The sequence below is a fragment of the Paraburkholderia diazotrophica genome (assembly GCF_038900755.1).
GTDB classification, from domain to species: Bacteria; Pseudomonadota; Gammaproteobacteria; order Burkholderiales; family Burkholderiaceae; genus Paraburkholderia; species Paraburkholderia diazotrophica_A.
The window spans coordinates 897,288-915,476 of record NZ_JBBPEN010000001.1; the positions used below are offsets into that span (position 1 = coordinate 897,288).

Annotated in this window: 20 protein-coding genes and 1 pseudogene; 9 read left to right on the forward strand and 12 right to left on the reverse strand. The window is 64.3% G+C overall.

Going from position 1 to position 18,189, the window contains the following annotated elements:
* Nucleotide 1: 1 nt before the first annotated feature.
* The 5 genes from phnK to phnG are packed head-to-tail and all read right to left on the reverse strand — an operon-like array spanning nucleotide 2 to nucleotide 3,987.
* A complete protein-coding gene (gene phnK / locus AABE10_RS04160) occupies nucleotides 2-772 on the reverse strand; it encodes a phosphonate C-P lyase system protein PhnK (protein ID WP_342931996.1) in 771 nt (256 codons plus the stop codon).
* Complete coding sequence (locus tag AABE10_RS04165; protein ID WP_342931997.1) at nucleotides 769-1,689, reverse strand: alpha-D-ribose 1-methylphosphonate 5-phosphate C-P-lyase PhnJ; 921 nt, start codon at nucleotides 1,687-1,689, stop codon at nucleotides 769-771. The genes phnK and AABE10_RS04165 overlap by 4 nt, the downstream gene beginning before the upstream one ends.
* Nucleotides 1,686-2,825: a carbon-phosphorus lyase complex subunit PhnI gene (locus AABE10_RS04170; protein WP_342931998.1), complete on the reverse strand. Its 1,140-nt coding sequence runs from the start codon at nucleotides 2,823-2,825 to the stop codon at nucleotides 1,686-1,688. Before AABE10_RS04170 ends, AABE10_RS04165 begins: the two co-directional genes overlap by 4 nt.
* The gene (gene phnH, locus AABE10_RS04175; protein ID WP_342931999.1) at nucleotides 2,825-3,472 is read right to left on the reverse strand and encodes a phosphonate C-P lyase system protein PhnH; all 648 of its coding nucleotides are present in this window, start codon (nucleotides 3,470-3,472) and stop codon (nucleotides 2,825-2,827) included. Before phnH ends, AABE10_RS04170 begins: the two co-directional genes overlap by 1 nt.
* Nucleotides 3,472-3,987, reverse strand: a complete 516-nt coding sequence (phnG, locus tag AABE10_RS04180) for a phosphonate C-P lyase system protein PhnG (protein ID WP_342932000.1) — start codon at nucleotides 3,985-3,987, stop codon at nucleotides 3,472-3,474. The genes phnH and phnG overlap by 1 nt, the downstream gene beginning before the upstream one ends.
* A gap of 188 nt (nucleotides 3,988-4,175) precedes the next feature.
* Here phnG and phnF point away from each other — a divergent pair, with 188 nt between their 5' ends.
* The 4 genes from phnF to AABE10_RS04200 all read left to right on the forward strand — a co-directional run bounded on the left by phnF (nucleotide 4,176) and on the right by AABE10_RS04200 (nucleotide 7,590).
* Nucleotides 4,176-4,934, forward strand: coding sequence for a phosphonate metabolism transcriptional regulator PhnF (phnF, locus tag AABE10_RS04185; RefSeq protein WP_342932001.1), 759 nt, complete (start codon nucleotides 4,176-4,178; stop codon nucleotides 4,932-4,934).
* Nucleotides 4,931-5,677, forward strand: a complete 747-nt coding sequence (locus tag AABE10_RS04190; RefSeq protein ID WP_342932002.1) for a DUF1045 domain-containing protein — start codon at nucleotides 4,931-4,933, stop codon at nucleotides 5,675-5,677. The genes phnF and AABE10_RS04190 overlap by 4 nt, the downstream gene beginning before the upstream one ends.
* Nucleotides 5,678-5,681: 4 nt before the next feature.
* Nucleotides 5,682-6,287 (forward strand): phosphonate metabolism protein/1,5-bisphosphokinase (PRPP-forming) PhnN, encoded by a 606-nt coding sequence (gene phnN / locus AABE10_RS04195; RefSeq protein WP_342932003.1) that lies wholly within the window; start codon nucleotides 5,682-5,684, stop codon nucleotides 6,285-6,287.
* Between the two features lie 112 nt (nucleotides 6,288-6,399).
* Nucleotides 6,400-7,590, forward strand: a complete 1,191-nt coding sequence (locus tag AABE10_RS04200) for a M20 aminoacylase family protein (protein WP_342932004.1) — start codon at nucleotides 6,400-6,402, stop codon at nucleotides 7,588-7,590.
* Nucleotides 7,591-7,760: 170 nt separating this feature from the next.
* On the opposite strand, the gene AABE10_RS04205 is transcribed toward AABE10_RS04200, so the two are convergent.
* Nucleotides 7,761-8,585 carry an IclR family transcriptional regulator gene (locus AABE10_RS04205; RefSeq protein ID WP_342932005.1) on the reverse strand — a complete coding sequence of 275 codons (825 nt, stop codon included), beginning with the start codon at nucleotides 8,583-8,585 and terminating at the stop codon, nucleotides 7,761-7,763.
* Between the two features lie 374 nt (nucleotides 8,586-8,959).
* On the opposite strand from AABE10_RS04205, the gene pcaF reads away from it, so the two are divergent.
* Nucleotides 8,960-10,162: a 3-oxoadipyl-CoA thiolase gene (gene pcaF / locus AABE10_RS04210; protein WP_342932006.1), complete on the forward strand. Its 1,203-nt coding sequence runs from the start codon at nucleotides 8,960-8,962 to the stop codon at nucleotides 10,160-10,162.
* Nucleotides 10,163-10,240: 78 nt separating this feature from the next.
* Here pcaF and AABE10_RS04215 read toward each other — a convergent pair whose 3' ends face one another.
* Nucleotides 10,241-11,707: a mechanosensitive ion channel family protein gene (locus AABE10_RS04215; protein ID WP_342932007.1), complete on the reverse strand. Its 1,467-nt coding sequence runs from the start codon at nucleotides 11,705-11,707 to the stop codon at nucleotides 10,241-10,243.
* Nucleotides 11,708-11,921: 214 nt separating this feature from the next.
* Here AABE10_RS04215 and AABE10_RS04220 point away from each other — a divergent pair.
* Nucleotides 11,922-12,481 (forward strand): annotated as a pseudogene (locus AABE10_RS04220) (GNAT family N-acetyltransferase).
* Here the strand turns inward: AABE10_RS04220 and AABE10_RS04225 are convergent.
* From AABE10_RS04225 to AABE10_RS04240, 4 genes are all read right to left on the reverse strand, one after another.
* Entirely contained in the window at nucleotides 12,424-12,555 is a 132-nt protein-coding gene (locus AABE10_RS04225; protein WP_342932275.1) for a hypothetical protein, read from the reverse strand. The pseudogene AABE10_RS04220 and the gene AABE10_RS04225 sit on opposite strands and share 58 nt — an antisense overlap.
* Nucleotides 12,556-12,562: 7 nt before the next feature.
* On the reverse strand, nucleotides 12,563-12,922 hold the full coding sequence (locus tag AABE10_RS04230) for a copper resistance CopC family protein (RefSeq protein ID WP_342932008.1): 360 nt from the start codon (nucleotides 12,920-12,922) through the stop codon (nucleotides 12,563-12,565).
* Between the two features lie 13 nt (nucleotides 12,923-12,935).
* Nucleotides 12,936-13,817, reverse strand: coding sequence for a hypothetical protein (locus AABE10_RS04235; protein WP_342932009.1), 882 nt, complete (start codon nucleotides 13,815-13,817; stop codon nucleotides 12,936-12,938).
* Nucleotides 13,818-13,922: 105 nt separating this feature from the next.
* The gene (locus tag AABE10_RS04240) at nucleotides 13,923-14,309 is read right to left on the reverse strand and encodes a DUF2946 domain-containing protein (protein ID WP_342932010.1); all 387 of its coding nucleotides are present in this window, start codon (nucleotides 14,307-14,309) and stop codon (nucleotides 13,923-13,925) included.
* Nucleotides 14,310-14,498: 189 nt separating this feature from the next.
* On the opposite strand from AABE10_RS04240, the gene AABE10_RS04245 reads away from it, so the two are divergent.
* Nucleotides 14,499-14,852, forward strand: coding sequence for a DUF1428 domain-containing protein (locus AABE10_RS04245; protein WP_342932011.1), 354 nt, complete (start codon nucleotides 14,499-14,501; stop codon nucleotides 14,850-14,852).
* Between the two features lie 31 nt (nucleotides 14,853-14,883).
* Here the strand turns inward: AABE10_RS04245 and AABE10_RS04250 are convergent, their stop codons facing one another.
* On the reverse strand, nucleotides 14,884-16,230 hold the full coding sequence (locus tag AABE10_RS04250) for a metallophosphoesterase (RefSeq protein ID WP_342932012.1): 1,347 nt from the start codon (nucleotides 16,228-16,230) through the stop codon (nucleotides 14,884-14,886).
* A 367-nt stretch (nucleotides 16,231-16,597) separates the two neighbouring features.
* On the opposite strand from AABE10_RS04250, the gene AABE10_RS04255 reads away from it, so the two are divergent.
* Nucleotides 16,598-16,810: a hypothetical protein gene (locus AABE10_RS04255; protein WP_342932013.1), complete on the forward strand. Its 213-nt coding sequence runs from the start codon at nucleotides 16,598-16,600 to the stop codon at nucleotides 16,808-16,810.
* Between the two features lie 202 nt (nucleotides 16,811-17,012).
* Nucleotides 17,013-17,732 (forward strand): GntR family transcriptional regulator, encoded by a 720-nt coding sequence (locus AABE10_RS04260; RefSeq protein ID WP_342932014.1) that lies wholly within the window; start codon nucleotides 17,013-17,015, stop codon nucleotides 17,730-17,732.
* Nucleotides 17,733-18,189: the final 457 nt, after the last annotated feature.

Consider the following 18,189-nt stretch of genomic DNA (forward strand, 5'->3'; position numbering starts at 1 on the left):
CTCAAACGGGAAGAACGGAAGAGACGAGCGTCTGCGTGTACGGGTGCTGCGGATCGTCGAGTACCTGATCCGTGAGCCCCGCTTCGACCACTTCGCCGCCCTGCATCACCATCAGCCGATGCGCGAGCAGGCGAGCCACGCCGATGTCGTGCGTGACGATCAGCACGGACAGATGCAGCGTCGACGTCAGCGTGCGCAGCAGATCGAGCAGACGCGCCTGCACCGACACGTCGAGACCCGCCGTGGGTTCGTCCATGAACACGAGGCGCGGGCCCGTCACGAGATTGCGCGCGATCTGCAGACGCTGCTGCATGCCGCCCGAAAACGCCGAAGGCAGTTCGTCGATACGCGTTGCATCGAGTTCGACGCGCGACATCCATTGCGTCGCCGTGTCGCGGATCCGGCCGTAATGGCGCGCGCCGACGGCCATCAACGGCTCGCCGATATTCGCGCCCGCCGACACGCCGTTGCGCAAGCCGTCGCGCGGATTCTGCTGGACGAAGCCCCACTCGGTGCGCATCAAGAGACGCTTGCGCGGCTCCGACAATTCGAGCAGATCAAGCGTTTCGCCATGTGCGCTTGCATAGTGCAGCGTGCCTGCATCGGCGTTCGTGCGCAGCGCAAGCGTGTTCAGCAGCGTCGATTTGCCCGAGCCCGATTCGCCGACGATGCACAGCACTTCGCCCGGATACAGATCGAAGCTGACGTTGCGGCAACCGTTGCGGCCGCCGTACTGTTTGGTGAGCGCGCGTGCGCTCAGAAGCGGCGTCATGCGCTTTCTCCTTCGTTGTGTTCCCCGACTTCTTCGATCCCTTGCTGTTCGCGACGCTCGTGGCAGTAGTCGCTGTCCGAGCAGACGAACATGCGCTTGCCCGCATCGTCGACGATCATTTCATCGAGGAAGCTTTCCGTCGATCCGCACAGCGCACAGGCATGATCCCAGCGTTGCACCTCGAACGGATGATCGTCGAAATCGAGGCTTTTTACGGGCGTGTACGGCGGAATCGCGTGGATGCGACGCTCGCGTCCCGCGCCGAACAGCTGCAGCGCGGGGTTCATGTGCATCTTCGGGTTGTCGTACTTCGGGATCGGCGACGGCGACGCGAGATAGCGTCCGTTGACGATCACCGGGTAGTCATACGTCGTCGCGATGCTGCCGTGATGCACGATGTCCTCGTACAGCTTCACGCTGATGAGCCCGTAGTCGGCGAGCGCGTGCAGCTTCTTGCACTCCGCGACGCGCGGCTCGAGCCGGAAGAGCGGCTCGGGCATCGGCACCTGATAGACGAGAATCTGCTTGTCGGTGAGAGGCGTTTCCGGGATGCGGTGACGCGTCTGCACGATGGTCGCCTCGCTCGTCTTGCGAGTCGTGCTGACGCCCGTCGTGCGCGCGAAGAAGCGGCGAATGTTGACGGCGTTCGTCGTTTCGTCGGAGCCCTGGTCGATCACTTTCAGCGTGTCGTCGCGCCCGATGATCGACGCCGTCACCTGAATGCCGCCCGTGCCCCAGCCGAACGGCAGCGGCATTTCGCGCGACGCGAACGGCACCTGATAGCCCGGCACGGCCACCGCCTTCAGCAGCGCGCGGCGGATCATGCGCTTGGTCTGCTCGTCGAGATACGCGAAGTTGTAGCCCTCGGCGGCGCTGTCGTGCGCCGAAGTTTGCATCGTCGTGTCGGGCGCGTTCATGCCGCTTGCTCCTCTTTGGTCTCTTTACCGTTCGGCGCGCTGCCGTCGCGCTGATCGCGCGCCGCGTGTTTCGCGCACAGGCGGCGCACGAGTTCGAGTTCGGCCTGGAAGTCGACGTAATGCGGTAGCTTCAGATGCTGCACGAAGCCCGATGCCTCGACGTTATCGCTGTGCGACAGGATGAATTCGACATCCTGCGTCGGCGAGCCGAGCGTTTCGCCGAGCTCTTCGGCGCGCAGCGCGCGATCGACCAACGCCATCGCCATCGCCTTGCGCTCCGAGTGACCGAACGCGAGACCATAGCCTTGCGTGAACGTGGGCGGCACTTCATTGCTGCCCGCGAACTGGTTGATCATCTGGCATTCCGTCACGTCGATTTCACCGATCTCGACGGCCTCGCCGAGTTCGTCGAGTTCCATTTCGACGGCCACCGTGCCGAAGCGGATCTCGCCCGCGAACGGATGCGAGTGCGCGTAGCCGCGCTGGGTCGCGTAGCCCATTGCGAGCAGAAAGCCTTCGTCGCCACGCGCGAGATTTTGCAGGCGCGTCGCGCGGCTCGCGGGAAACGACAGCGGCTCGCGCGACAGATCGCCGGGTTCGGGCGCGCCTTCGCACTCATGTTCCTGTTCGATCAGGCCTTCCTTGTCGAGCAGCGTGACGACGCGCGGCATCGTTTCGTGGCTGGCGTTTTCGCTTCGCTTCACGGGCGCGGCGCCATCGTCGTCGCCTTCGGCGAGCAACGTGAAATCGAGCAGACGCTGCGTGTAGTCATACGTCGCGCCGAGCATCTGGCCGCCCGGCACGTCCTTGAACGTCGCGGAGATGCGCCGCTCGATGTGCATGGCTTCCGTATCGACGGGCTGCGTATAGCCGAAGCGCGGCAGCGTCGTCCGATAGGCGCGCAACAGGAAGATCGCTTCGACGAGATCGCCGGCTGCCTGCTTGATCGCGAGCGCAGCAAGCTCTTCGTCGTAGACCGAGCCTTCCGTCATCACGCGCGCGACGGCGAGGCGCAACTGCGTGCGGATCTGCGCGACGCTCAGTTCGGCGAACTGCGTATCGCCGCGGCGCGCCTTGTCGAGCAGACGCCACGATGCTTCGATCGCGCGTTCTCCACCTTTGACGGCAACGTACATTAGTTCAGCTCCACTCGGGTTGTGCGCGGCAGGCCGATCAGCGTGTCGCCGCAGACGAGATAACAGTCGATGCCGCACGGAAAGAGCGGCGTGAGTTCGGCGCGCTCGCGCCAGAACCGCGCGGGCAGGCCGGAAGGCGCGATCGTGTGCGTGTCTTCGATGCCGGGGCCGCGCAACGTGACGGATTCACCTTGCGTTAGCGAATCGACGCGCACCAGCAGGGTCACCGATTGCTCCGGCGTTTCGGGCGCGCCGAGCGCAAAGCTCGTGAGGGGCGGCAGCGTGCTCGCGTCGTGCACGTAGGCGAACGCGGCGTCTTGCGGCTCGTCGACGAGCGGCGCGCCCGTATGAAAGCGCAACGCCGAGCCGAGCACGGCATCGGGCTGCGAGAGCCACACGGGTGTCGAGTAGTCGCACAGCGCGAGCAGCGCGGCGAAAGCGGCGAGATCGGCGCGCGCATGCGGCAGGTTGTTGCGCGCGTCGCTGCGCGAAGCGGGCAGCACGTTGTCGATCGTGCCGATCTTGCCCGGACGCGACAGCGTATCGAGCAGCGTGCGAAACACCGTCTGCGTATCGTGGACGGGATCGGCGAAGCCCGGCGTCAGCATCGAGAGCGCGATCTGCGCGGATTGCGTGGAAGGGTTCATCAGTCGCCTCGGACCATCGTGAAGAATTCGACGCGCGTCGATGCGGCGTCCTGTTGACGTTGCGCGCGTTTCGCCGCGAGTTGCGTCGCGAGCGGCGCGATCAGCTGCTGTTGCAGGCGTTCGCGATGCTGCGGCGTTTGCAGCAATGCGTCTGCGATAGCAGCGAGTTCGGCGCGGCGGCGGTCGCGTCCCAGATGACATGCGACGCCGACGGTTGCGCCTTTATCCGCATCGTCACTGGCCGTACGCAGACGCAGCGTGGCGCGCGTGACGGTCGCTTCGCCGAGATTGAACGCATCGCCCGTGCCGCCGATGCGCCCGCGCACCATCGCAAGCCCGATCTCGGGCGGACGCAGCCAGTCGAAAGCGGGGAACGGCGTGCCTTCCATCGCGCGGTTCAGCGCGGCTTCGAGATCGGCGCGCGGCGCGCGGGCGAGGACGGCCATCCATGCGCGGCGCGCGGGGTTGGCAGAGGCAGGGGAGGCGGTGGCAGGCGGAGAAGCGGGGGCGCTCATCGGCATTTCCTGGAAGTGGACGATCAGTGGCAAGTGCAGACATTTGAGCATCTATTCGTCTAAACGTCTAGACGTTTAGAGCTAAAATGTCGCTGTCTCGTGACAGAGGGCGCATTTCATATTTCCGCCACGGCTTGCGGACTACAATGCACAGAACGCTTATTTGAACCGAAGGGAATGACAGCACCATGACATCGAACGACGACGCGGCGCCGGGCACGATGCTCGAACGGGGAGCGGGCGTTGCCGTGTGGCGGCAGATCGAGCAGATCCTCGCGAAGGAAATCGCGGCAAGCGGCTTCGGCGAGGACGGACGTCTGCCGAGCGAAGGCGAGCTTGCGCGGCGCTTCGACGTGAACCGCCATACGATCCGCCGAGCGATGCTGGGTCTTGCCGCGCAAGGACTCGTCAGCGTCGAACAGGGACGCGGCACATTCGTACAGCCGGGCGCCATCGACTATACGATCGGCCGCCGCACGCGCTTTACCGAGAACCTGCGGCAGCAGCATCATTCGGCGGCGGGCACGATGCTGTCGGCGGCGCGCGTGAAGGCCGATCCGACCGTCGCGAAAGCGCTGGGCCTGCGCGCGGGCGCGTTCGTGTATCGCATCGAGTCGCTGCATGAAGCGGACGGCGTGCCGCTCACGTTCGCGCGCAACTTCTATCCGGCCGCGCGTTTCGCGGATCTGCCCGACGTGCTCGAACGCGTGGGCGGCATCACGAAGGCGCTGGCCGAATATGGCGTGAACGATTATCTGCGCAAGTGGAGCCGTATCGGCAGCGTGTTGCCCGAGCCGGAAGTCGCGCGGCGTCTCGGCATCAACCGGCAGCAGCCGGTGCTGTGGGTCGAAAACGTCGACGTCGATACGGAAGGCACGCCGATCAAATACGGCTTCACGCACTTCGCCGCGGATCGCGTGCAACTGATGGTCGAGCACGACGTATGAGCGCAGCCACGATGAATGCCTGGTCCGCGCAGGCGCGCTTCGCGATCTATTACGCGCCGGCGCGCGCGTCCGGCTGGTGGGATGCGGGCTCCGCGTGGCTCGGTCGCGATGCCGAGAGCGGCGCTTCGATCGATCCGCAACAAGCGCCCTCGCTATCGGAACCGCTTGCGCAACTGACGGCATCGCCGCGCCGTTATGGCTGGCACGGCACGCTCGTCGCGCCGTTCCGTCTTGCCGATGGCGCGAGCGTCGCCGATCTGCTCGAAGCCGCCGAAAACTGGGCGCACACGCAGCGGCCTTTCGCGTTGCACGTCGAAGCGGCGACGTTAGGCGACTTCGTGGCGATGCGCCCGGCGACATCATCGGGCGACGAACAGATGCGCGCGCTTGCCGCCGATGCGCTGCGCACGTTCACGCCGCTGCGCGAGAAGCCGTCCGCCGCCGACACCGCGAAGCGCATGCAGGCGCCGCTGACGGAACGCCAGCGCGAACTGCTCGTCGAATGGGGATATCCGTATGTGCTCGACGAGTTTCGATTCCACATGACGCTGTCCAACTCGCTCGCCAAGGCCGACGACCGCGCCGCGATCGTCGCATGGTGGCACCGCGAGGCGCAGCGTCTCGGGCCGTTGTCGATCGACGGCGCGGCGATCTTCGTCGAGCCTTCGCCTGGCGAGCCGTTCATGCTGTGGCAGCGGCTTGCATTTACGGCAGACACAAGGAATGAACGAGGGAGTGAATGAACGCATGAAGGGCCGTTTGATCTACGTGATCGGACCATCGGGCGCGGGCAAGGATTCGCTGCTCCACTTCGCGCGCGATCGCGTCGCGGGCACGCCCGTCGTCTTTGCGCATCGCTACATCACGCGCGGCACAGGGCACAACGAGAATCACATCGCGTTGACGCACGAAGAATTCGCCGCGCGTTCGGCGCAAGGTCTCTTTGCGCTCGAATGGTCGAGTCACGAATTGCATTACGGCATCGGCATCGAAATCGACGCGTGGCTCGCGCGCGGCTGCACTGTCGTCGTCAATGGATCGCGCGCGTATCTGTCGCGTGCGATCAAGCGTTATCCGCATCTCGAAGTCGTGCATATCCACGCCGCGCCGCATATTCTCGCGCAGCGTCTCGCGGCGCGCGGACGCGAAACGCAAGAGCAGGTCGAGGCCCGCCTCGCGCGCCAGGCGCCGTTCACGCTGCCCGACGGCGCGCATCTCACGCATATCGACAATTCCGGCACGCTGGAAGCAGCCGGTCAGGCGTTCGTCGACGTGCTGAAGAACGAAGCGCCGGCGCGCTCGTCGCATGAGCCGCGGACCAATGCGCCCGTTCCCGATGAAAGCGTTAAGTAAGTCAAAGGCGCGACCGTCTTACAGGAAAGGCCTCGCGTTGCTATAGTCTGCGGATTGACGCTGCGCACGAGACGCGGCGAAGAGACCAGAACAATCCCGCGGAGCACCCCTGATGACCGACGCCAATCCCCTGACCGAAATCGCCGACCTCGAACCCGCCGCTGCTTCACTGCGCGACATCCGCCACCACATTCACCACCATCCCGAACTCGCGTACGAAGAAGTCGCGACGGCGACGCTCGTCGCCGAAAAGCTGGAAGCGTGGGGCTGGAAGGTGACGCGCGCGGTCGGCCAAACGGGCGTGGTCGGCACGTTGAAGGTCGGCGATGGCACCCGCAGCATCGGGCTGCGCGCGGACATGGACGCACTGCCCATCGTCGAGCAGACGGGGCTGCCGTATGCGAGCGGTACGCACGGCAAGATGCACGCATGCGGACACGACGGCCATACGACGATGCTGCTCGGCGCGGCCCAGCATCTCGCGAAAACGCGGCGCTTCTCGGGCACCGTGCATCTGTACTTTCAGCCGGCCGAGGAAAGCGGGATCGACAGCGGCGCGAAGAAGATGATCGAAGACGGCCTGTTCGAGCGCTTTCCGTGCGACGCCGTGTTCGGCGTGCACAACCATCCGGGCGCGGAGCCCGGCAAGTTCCTGTTCCGCAAGGGCGCGTTCATGGCGGCGGGCGACAAAGCAACGATCACGATCGAAGGCGTCGGCGGCCACGCGGCGCGCCCGCATCTCACCGTCGATCCTATCGTGATCGCGTCGAGCATCGTGATGGCGCTGCAAACCATCGTCGCGCGCAACGTGAACCCGGCGCAGCCCGCTGTCGTGACCGTCGGCACGATGCACTCCGGCGTCGCGAACAACGTGATTCCGTCGAGCGCGAAGCTCGAACTGAGCGTGCGCTCGTTCAGTCCGGAAGTGCGGGCGCTTCTGAAGCAGCGCATCACCGAACTCGCCGAAGCGCAGGCTGCGAGCTATGGCGGCAAGGCGCACGTCGACTACATCGAAGGCTATCCCGTCGTCGTCAACACGGATGCCGAAACGGAGTTTGCGATTCAGGTCGCGCGCGAACTGGTGGACGCCGAAAACGTCGAGCCGAACGCCGACATCCTGATGGGCAGCGAAGACTTCGCGTTCATGCTCGAGCAGCGGCCGGGATCGTTCCTGCGGCTCGGCAACGGCGTCGGCGAGGACGGCTGCATGGTGCACAACCCGCACTACGATTTCAACGACCGCAATCTGCCGATCGGCGCCGCGTACTGGGCGCGTCTCGTGGAGCGCTATCTAGGCCGTTGATGGGCTGTTGATGGAGCGGCGCGTTTGAACCGGCGCTCTATGCGCGGCTTCGCTTTCGCGATTCGCTCGGGCGAAGCGTGCTGACGCCTGCGTGGCTCGCGCTCTTCACGCCGCGCGAGCAAGCCGCAAGCAAGCCGCGCGCAATCGCGATCGATCGCGACCAGTTGCAATCAACCGCGCAGCGCGACCATATCCGACACGGATTGCGCCGCTTTTTGCAGCGGCTCGAGAAAGGCCTTCACCATCTGCTTCGCGGAATTACGCTGCGCGTTGCCGCTGATGTTCATCGCCGCGATGATTTGCCCGCGCCGGTTGCGGATCGGCGCGGACAGCGAAATCAGCCCGCCTTCCAGTTCCTGATCGACGACAGCCCAGCCCTGGCTGCGCACCTGCGCGATCGTCTTCTTCAGCTCGTTCCTGTCGGTGATCGTGCGCGGCGTGTGCGCGACGATGGGCGAGGCGTCGAGCGTCGCGTCGAGTGTCGCTTCGTCGAGCGACGACAGCAGCACGCGTCCCATCGACGTGCAATACGCGGGCAAACGGCTGCCGATCGACAGATTGATCGTCATGATCTTGTGCGTCGGCACGCGCAGCACGTAGACGATCTCCGTACGGTCGAGCACGGCCGCCGAACAGCTTTCGTGCACCTGCGCCGACAGTTCTTCCATGAAGGGCTCGGCGAGATTCCAGAACGGCATCGACGTCAGATACGCGAACCCGAGATCGAGAATCTTTGGCGTCAGTCGAAAGAGACGCCCTTCGGCCTCGACGTAGCCGAGCGTTTGCAGCGTCAGCAGAATGCGGCGCGCGCCCGCGCGCGTGAGCCCCGTTGCCGAGGCGACGTCGGTGAGCGTCTGCTCGGGCCGCTCGGCGTTGAACGCGCGGATCACCGCGAGGCCGCGCGCGAACGACTGCACGTACGAGTCGCCCGGTTTGTCGGGCGCGTCCCCATCGTTGACGGAAACGGCTTGTGACGCTGGTGGGACTTTGCTCATGGGCCTATGCACGATACGTTCAAACGTTGGGACAGCCTTCGTTAGCCTGCGGAAAGCCGTGACGATAGCGCAAGCGCCCGGATTCGCCAACTTTGCCGCCGCCTTCCGCGCGCCGCGCGTTCCTGCCGGTTTCCTGGCGGATCCTGCTGTTTCCCGCGACAACTCATTGCTGATTTCGGCGCGCCTTTGCCCGCCGCCGAGCTTGACAGTCTTTCCGCCACCCGCCTATTATCAAACCTGAATTGTTCGATATATGATCGTTTGTTCGAATATAGAACAAACTTCGATTCATCGGCATGTTTTTACGGCGCTCCCCATGCGCCGATGCTGGCGCCTTCCACGATACGCCAGCCCGCCATTACTGGAGACATCTCATGACGGAAGCTTTCCTGTGCGACGCGATTCGCACGCCGATTGGCCGCTATGCGGGTTCGCTGTCGTCGGTGCGCGCCGACGATCTGGGCGCGGTGCCGCTCAAGGCGCTGATGGAGCGCAACAAGGAAGTCGACTGGAGTGCGATCGACGACGTGATCTACGGCTGCGCGAACCAGGCCGGCGAGGACAACCGCAACGTCGCGCGCATGTCGTTGCTGCTGGCGGGCCTGCCGAAGGACGTTCCCGGCTCGACGGTCAACCGTCTGTGCGGCTCGGGCATGGATGCCGTCGGCATCGCGGCGCGCGCGATCAAGTCGGGGGAGGCGGGACTGATGGTCGCGGGCGGCGTCGAGTGCATGAGCCGCGCGCCGTTCGTGATGGGCAAGGCGACGAGCGCGTTCTCGCGTCATGCCGACATCCATGACACGACGATCGGCTGGCGTTTCGTCAACCCGCTGATGAAGCAGCTGTACGGCGTCGACTCGATGCCGGAGACGGGTGAAAACGTCGCGACCGACTACAACGTCAGCCGCGCCGATCAGGATGCGTTCGCGCTGCGCAGCCAGCAGAAGGCGGCGCGCGCGCAGCACGACGGCACGCTCGCGCAGGAAATCGTCTCCGTGACGATTCCGCAGAAGAAGGGCGATGCGATCGTCGTATCGAAGGACGAGCATCCGCGCGAGACGAGCCTCGAAGCGCTCGCGAAGCTGAAGGGCGTCGTGCGCCCGGACGGCACGGTGACGGCGGGCAACGCGTCGGGCGTCAACGACGGCGCGGCCGCGCTGCTGCTCGCGAACGCGGAGACCGCGAAACGCTATGGCCTGACGCCGCGCGCACGCGTGCTCGGCATCGCGACGGCAGGCGTCGCCCCGCGCGTGATGGGCATCGGCCCCGCGCCCGCGACGCAAAAGCTGCTTGCGCGCCTGAACATGAACATCAAGCAGTTCGACGTGATCGAGCTGAACGAAGCGTTCGCATCGCAAGGCCTTGCCGTGCTGCGCGCGCTGGGTGTCGCCGATGACGACGCGCGCGTGAATCCGAACGGCGGCGCGATTGCATTGGGTCATCCGCTCGGCATGAGCGGCGCGCGGCTCGTGACGACCGCGATGTATCAGCTGCAACGCACGCAAGGTCGCTTTGCGCTCTGCACGATGTGCATCGGCGTCGGGCAGGGCATTGCGATCGCGATCGAACGCGTTTGATCGCTTGATCGTGTTTGACCGGCTGACGTGTGCATCGCGTGGCGAACGCGCCATGCGATGCGCTGCGCGGCGTTCGCTTCAGAACGTCAGATCGTGCAGCTTGCGCATGCCATCGAGCAGCCATTGAAAGATCGACTGCTCCGACTGCGCGACGGGTGCCGGCGCGCCGAGCTTGCCTAGCGTGTCCTGGCGGCGCGACAGCAGCCGGCACATCAGCTTCGCGACGTCGGGATTGTCCTTGAGCAGCGGCGTCACGTCGTCTTTCTTCAACTGATAGACGACGGCTTGCGTCAGCGCCGAAATCTTCACGCGCGCGGGCATGCCCGCGAGCAGCCCCGCTTCGCCCATTGCATCGCCGGGACCGAGGCGGTTCACTTCGACGGGACCGGACGCGGCGTCCGCGACGACCGACAGCACGCCCGAATCGACGATGCTCAGATTGTCGGGCACGGTTTCGGGTGTGAGCACGATGTCGCCGCGGTCATATTCGTGGCGCGAAAGCAGCGGCGCGAGCCGCGCCAGCTCTTCGGGCGTCAATGCGGCGAACAGTTCGACGCGCCGGAGCAGGCTGATCCTGCGGTCGGCCTGCGCCGCGGGCGCTGACGACGGCGCGTACGGGACACCCAGCGGTTTCAAATCGACGCCCGCTGCCGCGAGATGCCGGTAGCACAGGTCGTAAAGCTCATTCGTGACAGCGAGCTTCTTGCTCATGTCGTCGACGTAGGCCGTCGCTTCGTACTGGATCGACGTGACGGTGGTCCGCTTCACGAGCGCATACGGCGCGGGGTCCGCGATCACGGCGCGCACGCCGGCCAGCGCGCGTTCGAGCGCGGCCAGCACGACGCTCGGGCGCGCTTCGGGCGTGATCTCGAGCGTGACGGTCACGCCATGCAGCGTCGGCGGGCGGCTGCTGTTCGTGATCTTCGCCTTGGCCGCGACGGCGTTCGGCACGATGACGATGTTGCCTTGCGAAGTCAGCAGATGCGTCGCGCGCCAGTTCATCTCCAGCACCTTGCCCTCGACGCCGTCGATGGAAACCCAGTTGCCGATGTGATACGGCTCGGTCGTGTTGATCACGATGCCCGCGAATACGTCGCTGAGCGTGCTTTGAATCGCGAGGCCCAGCACGATGGCGAGCGCGCCCGATGTCGCGACGAGCCCGCGCACGGGCAGCTCGAGCACGAAGCCGAGCGCAGCGACGACGGCGGCCAGAAACACGAGCGCGCCGAACACATCCTGAAAGAGACGCTGACGGCGCCATGTCCTGGGCAGGAGCAGCGTGTCGAGCGCCATGCTGAGCAGGCGCGCGCCCATCAGCCACCAGATGATTTCGAGCACCTGGCCGATCAGGTGCAGCGGACGCGAATTCAGATAGGGCGCCTGCGAGAACGGGCTCAGGTTGGAGCTGAACAGCAGCGCGCTAAAGGCCGCATAGATGCAGAGCCGCACCAGCAGCCGCGCGACTTCGTTTCTGGGTATCGCGCAACGCCACACGACCACATCGAACGCGACGAGCGCAAAGCCGATAATCAGCGGATTGTTCACGCGCACTCCGTGGCGGAATGGAACGATGAAGAAACGTGCGAGCCGGTTGCTGCGACAGTCGCACCGCCTCATGCAGCGCGGCGCGACGGCCGATGCCATGGCGCAAGCGCGACCGGTCGCTACAAGCCCGAGCCCATTTTTTACGACATTTTTTCTTGTTGCGCATCAGAGCCGTCCATAGACTTCAGGCATCGTTTGTTGGATGGAGAGGTCATTGCAGAAGCCGCACGCAGTCGTCAGCCGGACTGTGCGCTGTTCGGGCGTTCGCCACGGAACCGGCAGCATCGTGCGGCGTTTCGATCGCGCTCGCGACTCGTACGCGCAACTCAGCGCGAGGCGGCATCGCGGGTTCGCGAGGCTCGGGATGATGGGGCTCAACTGCACGTGCGTCGATCAGTCCATCGCGGTGACGCAGCAACGTGCGGCGTGCGACGGCAAGATCGTCGGCACGATGACGCTCTATGCACGCGACGCCGGGTCGCCATGCGAGCTTTATCAGCGCGACGCTGCGGCGAGCGTGCGCCAGTTCGGCATCGATCCGAGGTAGCAAGGACGCGGCATCGGCAAGTCGATGCTGACGTTCGCCGAGCATTGTGCCGCGACGCGCGGCTTTGCCGAGCTTGCGCTCGACACGCCGGAGCCTGCTGCGCATCTGACGCGTTCTTTCGCGCGCCAGCCTTTTGCATCGTCGATACGCATCACTTCGATGGCAAGCGCTACGACAGCGCGATCCTCAGCAAGCCGCCCGTTGCCGTCCGCATGATGGCGACGTGATGGCGGCGCCACGAATCGGCGCGCGGCATGAACGTCACGGGCGCTTGCGTCGCGGCACGTCGCCATCGCTTCATCGCTTCGTCACTTAACGTTGAACGAGTAATCGCCGTGCGTGCGATGGCCGTCCGATGCGACGGCGACCCAATGCACGGTGTACTTGCCGGCAGGCAAAGCGGGCAGCGCGACGGATTCGACGCGCGGCTGCTGCGCGTCGACAGCCGATTTCGCGGTGTTCACCTGCTTGCCCGATGCATCGGTGATGGTCAGCGTGCTGAATGCCGGTTCGAGCGGTCCGTCGAATGTGATGACGACCTTGGCCGGTGCTTCGACCGTCGCGCCCGCGCCGGGCTCCTGCTTCTGCGGAAACACATGGGCGCTGGCCGCGAGCGGGCTCAGCGCGAACAGCATGCCGCCTGCGATTGCGATTCGTGTTGTGTTCATCGTGATGTCCTCGTTACTGGAAGAGCGGCTTGCCGATCGTCGTCGGCGCGATGTCGTCGAAGAAGATGTGCGCCTGCACCAGCACGCCGACGTGCGAGCCGCTAGCGTGGTTGACCGGTATCTGCACTTCGATGCCCAGTTGCCCGTAGCGGTTGATCCAGATGAAGCCCGGATTCACCGTGCCTGTTGTTTGCCCCTGGCTGCGCGATAGCGGAATTTCGACGATAGGGATCAGGCTCGCGAGCGGTTGCGGCAAGCCGACATCGCGCACGTGCTGCTGGAGATAGGGCAGGCTGTATTGCACCGTGACGCCGTAATTGAACGCGTTGGGCTGGCCCGCGCCCGTCGTGAACGCCGGACCGGCTTCGCCCGTGATCGCAATTGGGCGCAGCCACGCGAGCGAATCGGGCAGGTCGCCGAAGCCTTTGCCCGCGAAGATCGTCGGCGCGATCGTCGAGAAGCTCTCGCCGATCGCGTGACTGCCCGTGCCGCCGAGATCCGCGTCGACGCCGATCGACGTCATGAATTCGTGCGCTTCGTTCACGTAAAGCAGGTACTTGAGGCCGACGCTGAAGTTGTCGAAGCCGTGTGCCGTCGGATTGTTCTGCCCGACGTAAGCGCCTCCGACCGATACGGCAAGGCGTGGTGTGATCAGCTTGTCGTATTCGAAGCTGAACGTATTGACGCTCTGGTCGCCATCGTCGCCGGGCACGCGCTGATGGCCGTATTGCAAGTTGAGTTCGTCGCCGACGCCGGGGTCGTCGACGGCCATCGTGGCGGGGAATACGCGATCGCCCGCAATCGCGTGCGCGTGCGAGAGTGCCGGAAAGAGCAAAGCCGTGGCAAGGCAGCAGGCGAGCGGCAATGTGCCGCGCCTGTCGAGTGCGATGTTCATGGGTCATCCCGAGTATGAGCGCGCGCGTGAGCGGCTGCGCTTCGCGAAGCGGCGCACGCGCGAAAACAGCAGCGCCTTCATGGCGCTGCCGGAACGCGATTCGACTCAGAGATGAACGGGCGGCGCGCGCGGTTGCGCGGCTTGATAAGGTGCGGCGAGCGCGACGCTGTCGAAGCGCGCGGCGGCTTGTTGGGTGATGGCCGTGACGGTCAGCGCAAACGTCGACGGCGACGCGGGCAGCACGGGGAAATGCGCGAGCAGACTGCAATAGCCGCACGCGTGCCAATGCGAGGCGAGCGTGTGGGTATCGGTGGGATCGTCTTCGTGCGTGTCGGCGAGCGCGGCTGTGTGCGACGAGCAGAGCGCGGTGGCGGGATCGTACGCGCCGCGGCTGGCAGCAATGGCCTGCGAGACAGTGGGCGCGAGCGTCGCCATCAGGATCGCGAGCAATCCAAAAAGGCTGCCAATCTTCCGATAGAACCGGCTCGACATGTCAAAAGCGCTGTTGAATGCTGCGCGGATTATGCCACGGTGCCGCGCGCAGCATGGCCGCGTGCACTGGAATACGGAAAATTATCGCCGTGCTGTCGATTTGCTCCCGCCTTGCTCGTCGTACGTGTAGAACGAGGCAACGGCGCGAAATATGCCTGCGTTCTCACGAAACCGCAAATGGAGGCTGCAATGAATTATGTGGACGGATTTGTCGTCGGTGTAAAGGAGGAGAATCGCGAGACTTACCGTAGGCATGCCCAGATAGCTGCGGGTGTTTTCAAGGAGTATGGCGCGCTGAACGTCGTCGAATGCTGGGGCGACGACGTGCCCGAAGGCAAGCTCACGTCATTTCCGATGGCCGTCAAGCTCGAACCCGGCGAGGTGGTGGTGTTCTCGTGGGTCGTGTGGCGTTCGCGCGCGGCACGCGACGAAGGCATGAAGAAAGTGATGGCCGATCCGCGCACGCAGCCCGATACGTTGCCGATGCCGTTCGACGGCAAGCGTCTGATCTACGGCGGCTTCGAAGTGATCGTCGACGTCTAGCGCGAGACTTCCGGCATGCAGCGCGCGCGAGCTAGAGCATTTCGGTGAACATGGGCGTCGTGCCGTCGGTGCTCTCGAAGTACCCGGCCGACGCCTGGGCTTTCTGCGCGCCTTGTCCGAGCCGGATGATCGTGAAGCCGTGCATGTAGACCTTGTTCGCCTGTTTCAGCAGGACGTTCTGCAGCGCGGGCGGATTGACGACGCGCGGGTCCGGCGCGTTCTCCGGGCCATTGACGAGCACGGGCACGGCGCCGTGTCCGATGCAACGTCCGCGCGTCAAGCCGAGGTACGGCTGATACACGCTCAGGTTGTGTTCATGGCCCCAGAACCACGCGGCGATCGGCTGCTTCGCGGCCTGCGAAAAGCGTCGAAAGCTCGCGAGCAGCCGCGGATTGTACGCGGTGAGCTTGCCGTCCGTCTGCGGCGGTCCGATCTGCGAGAGCGCTGAAAACAGCTGGTGATGCGAAAGCAGGATCGTCTTGCCGCTGAATTCGGCGATGCGCTCGACGATCCAGTCCTCTTCGTCCTGCTCGAGAAACGTCACGACGTCAGTCACCGTGAACGGGTTGTAGTCGTGCAGGCCCGTATCCATCGCGATGAACTGCCAGTCGTCGTTGCGCAGACAGAAGAAGCTGGCGGGTTGCAGGCGCGCGTGATCGTTGAGCGTGTCGACGAGCCCGTAATATCCGACGCCGCCCGAGTACATGTCGTGATTGCCCGACAACGTGTAGATGGGCACGTCCTTCGTATCGCGCGAAAGCACAGCATCGACGATCTTCTTGAAGTTCGCGTCGCATTCCTCCGGTGTGCCCGAGTAATAGATGTCGCCGAGATGGATCACGACGTCGGGGCTTTGCAGCGCGGCCTGTTTCAGCAGATCGACGGCGACCTGGGTGCCCGTGCCCCAGTCGGCGATCAGCGCGACCGTGGCGCCCGCTTTCAGCGGAACCGTGACGGGGCCGATCGCCGCCGCGCGCCGGTAGGGAATCGCAGCGCGCTTGCCGTCCGGGCCGAAGTACTGCATGTAGTTTTCGATGACCGTGAGCCACGCCGGATCGCAGACGTTGTAGCGGATGTCGTTCTGGATGCTGTCGGCCGTTGCGCTGTCGCCGCGTGCGCGCGCCTCCATCAGATCGAGTCCCATCTTCGCGCACGTCCACGCGTCTTGCGCGATTTCGCCCGGCGCAACATCGGGCAGCGACGCTGCGCCTTGCGCCTTCAACTGCGCGATCGTCGCGGCGGCGTCGACGAGCGGGTTATCGAGGCCCGGTCGCGACGTGAGACCCGTGGAAGGCGTCGTCGTGCGCACGACTTCATCGACGACGGACTGAAACATCGAGACGAACTGATCGCGGAAACTTTCGGGCTCGGTGGCCATGACGCTCTCCCGTTCAATGCGGATCGGCTTGTTATGCGAAAGCTGCAAGTAAAGTTGTGGTGCCGAAGCTATCGACAGACTTAAGGATCGTTCCGGCAACACCAAGACGATTGGCCCGTCGCAATTTACACAAAAAGCGCCGCGCGACCGGATATAGCCGGGCATTTCCCGATTGCGATCAACGGGACACCGCGACGCGCTTTCCAACTGCGCGCGGGCTCAAGCTTTTCTCGGCGATGCCGATATCGTGATTGGCCATCCCTCTGCAAAGCCTTCACCCAAGATGCGTTTGACGAAGCTCGAGTCAGTACTTTTAGCCGTTGCGGTATTCGCCGTCGTGAGTTTCAGCGGATGGCTCCAGCGCGAAATGACGCACGCAGCGCGCGAGCGCAACCGGCACGACATCGGCACGATCATCGATGCGGCGTGCGCGAACCTGACGGCCGCCGAACTCGAATCAAACGACAACGGCCAGTTGCAATGCGGCGCGGTGATGCTCGAAGCGCCGCATGAAGCGTCCGCATCGGGTGCGCTGACGGCGTCCGTGAACGGCCCCGCGACGAGCGTCCCGAATCCATAAGCTGCGACAGCGCGCCACCTCGCTCTACGCCAGACGGGACGCGCCGCCCGTCGACAATACCTCACACACTGATATACTGAATACGTCGACAGTCCGCGTGGCGATGGCCGCGCGCGGCACAGCGCGACACAATACGGGCGCGGCGCATCCGGCCGCTTGAACAACCACGGTGTTCAAGACACCGACCCATCAGAGGCGATGCATGTCGTCAGAACTGGACAGCCGGCCAGCGGCAACGCCGTTCACCCTGTCATTGCAACCTATCGGCACCAGCGCGAGCTTGCGCGACCGCGCGTACGCGATGCTGCGTCAGGCGATCGCGGATGCGGACATCTACGCGTCGCGCGAAGAGATCCGTCTCGACGATCGCGCGTTGAGCGAATCGCTCGGCGTGAGCCGCACGCCCGTGCGTGAGGCGATGACGCTGCTCGAGCAGGAAGGCTTCGTGCGCACGATTCCGCGCCGGGGCATCTACATCGTGCGCAAGAGCAAGCGCGAGATCGTCGAGATGGTGCAGATGTGGGCCGCGCTCGAAAGCATGGCCGCGCGTCTCGCGACACTGCACGCGACGGACGAAGAGATCGCGCGGCTGCGTCACATGTTCGACCAGTTCCGCGATTCGACGCCCGCCGAACATATCGCCGAGTACTCGGATGCGAACATCGCGTTCCATCAGGCGATCGTCGAATTGTCGAAGTCGCAGATCATTCTCGACACGATCAAGAACATCTTCATCCACGTGCGCGCGATTCGCCGGCTGACGATTTCGCAAAGCGACCGCGCGTCGCGCTCGATTGTCGATCATCTGCGCATTATCGAAGCACTCGAAAAGCGCGATACAGAACTCGCCGAGCGTCTGGTGCGTCAGCATTCGCTCGATCTCGCCGCGTTCATCGAGGCGAACTGCGATTTCCTTGACTAGGCGCGGCGCGTTTTCAGCAGTACTGTTCCCTCTTCTCTAGCGGACATCCGTTTGCGGATGTCCGCATCTTCCCTCATTGCCAGGCGGCAAGCTCCTCTGCGCGTCCCACTCCATCGCTTCCATAAACGATCGTCTATCGATTCGATAACTATCTTTAATTATTCGCAATTCGCTACATCCGCTTAGCATGGGTTCGCCCGGGATGAGCCTTTGGGTTAAGGGTTAACGCTTGCTTTTGCTCCTCGAAGCGCATCGCGTAAGGGAAAATCCGCAGCCCATTGGAATAAAAATGAAAAGACCGCAGCCTGTTTGAATGGTTAACTACGCAGGTCTGTCGAAAGTCACCCAACGCCGGGTAGAAGAAAACGAGTAAGGCGCTTGCGGACGCAACGATCCTGAATCGGGCAGTCCGCATCGAAAATTAGAACGCAACATTTTGCATGCGACGGAAACAAGC

Excerpts from the sequence above, each read along its gene's own strand:
- AABE10_RS04230 (WP_342932008.1), bottom strand. The coding sequence starts at position 12,922 with ATGAACACAACACGAATCGCAATCGCAGGCGGCATGCTGTTCGCGCTG.
- phnN (WP_342932003.1), top strand. The coding sequence starts at position 5,682 with ATGAAGGGCCGTTTGATCTACGTGATCGGACCATCGGGCGCGGGCAAG.
- pcaF (WP_342932006.1), top strand. The coding sequence starts at position 8,960 with ATGACGGAAGCTTTCCTGTGCGACGCGATTCGCACGCCGATTGGCCGC.
- AABE10_RS04165 (WP_342931997.1), bottom strand. The coding sequence starts at position 1,689 with ATGAACGCGCCCGACACGACGATGCAAACTTCGGCGCACGACAGCGCC.
- AABE10_RS04250 (WP_342932012.1), bottom strand. The coding sequence starts at position 16,230 with ATGGCCACCGAGCCCGAAAGTTTCCGCGATCAGTTCGTCTCGATGTTT.
- AABE10_RS04200 (WP_342932004.1), top strand. The coding sequence starts at position 6,400 with ATGACCGACGCCAATCCCCTGACCGAAATCGCCGACCTCGAACCCGCC.
- AABE10_RS04240 (WP_342932010.1), bottom strand. The coding sequence starts at position 14,309 with ATGTCGAGCCGGTTCTATCGGAAGATTGGCAGCCTTTTTGGATTGCTC.
- AABE10_RS04260 (WP_342932014.1), top strand. The coding sequence starts at position 17,013 with ATGTCGTCAGAACTGGACAGCCGGCCAGCGGCAACGCCGTTCACCCTG.
- AABE10_RS04205 (WP_342932005.1), bottom strand. The coding sequence starts at position 8,585 with ATGAGCAAAGTCCCACCAGCGTCACAAGCCGTTTCCGTCAACGATGGG.
- phnH (WP_342931999.1), bottom strand. The coding sequence starts at position 3,472 with ATGAACCCTTCCACGCAATCCGCGCAGATCGCGCTCTCGATGCTGACG.
- AABE10_RS04170 (WP_342931998.1), bottom strand. The coding sequence starts at position 2,825 with ATGTACGTTGCCGTCAAAGGTGGAGAACGCGCGATCGAAGCATCGTGG.
- AABE10_RS04255 (WP_342932013.1), top strand. The coding sequence starts at position 16,598 with ATGACGCACGCAGCGCGCGAGCGCAACCGGCACGACATCGGCACGATC.
- phnK (WP_342931996.1), bottom strand. The coding sequence starts at position 772 with ATGACGCCGCTTCTGAGCGCACGCGCGCTCACCAAACAGTACGGCGGC.
- AABE10_RS04245 (WP_342932011.1), top strand. The coding sequence starts at position 14,499 with ATGAATTATGTGGACGGATTTGTCGTCGGTGTAAAGGAGGAGAATCGC.
- AABE10_RS04225 (WP_342932275.1), bottom strand. The coding sequence starts at position 12,555 with ATGAAGCGATGGCGACGTGCCGCGACGCAAGCGCCCGTGACGTTCATG.
- phnF (WP_342932001.1), top strand. The coding sequence starts at position 4,176 with ATGACATCGAACGACGACGCGGCGCCGGGCACGATGCTCGAACGGGGA.
- AABE10_RS04190 (WP_342932002.1), top strand. The coding sequence starts at position 4,931 with ATGAGCGCAGCCACGATGAATGCCTGGTCCGCGCAGGCGCGCTTCGCG.
- AABE10_RS04235 (WP_342932009.1), bottom strand. The coding sequence starts at position 13,817 with ATGAACATCGCACTCGACAGGCGCGGCACATTGCCGCTCGCCTGCTGC.
- phnG (WP_342932000.1), bottom strand. The coding sequence starts at position 3,987 with ATGAGCGCCCCCGCTTCTCCGCCTGCCACCGCCTCCCCTGCCTCTGCC.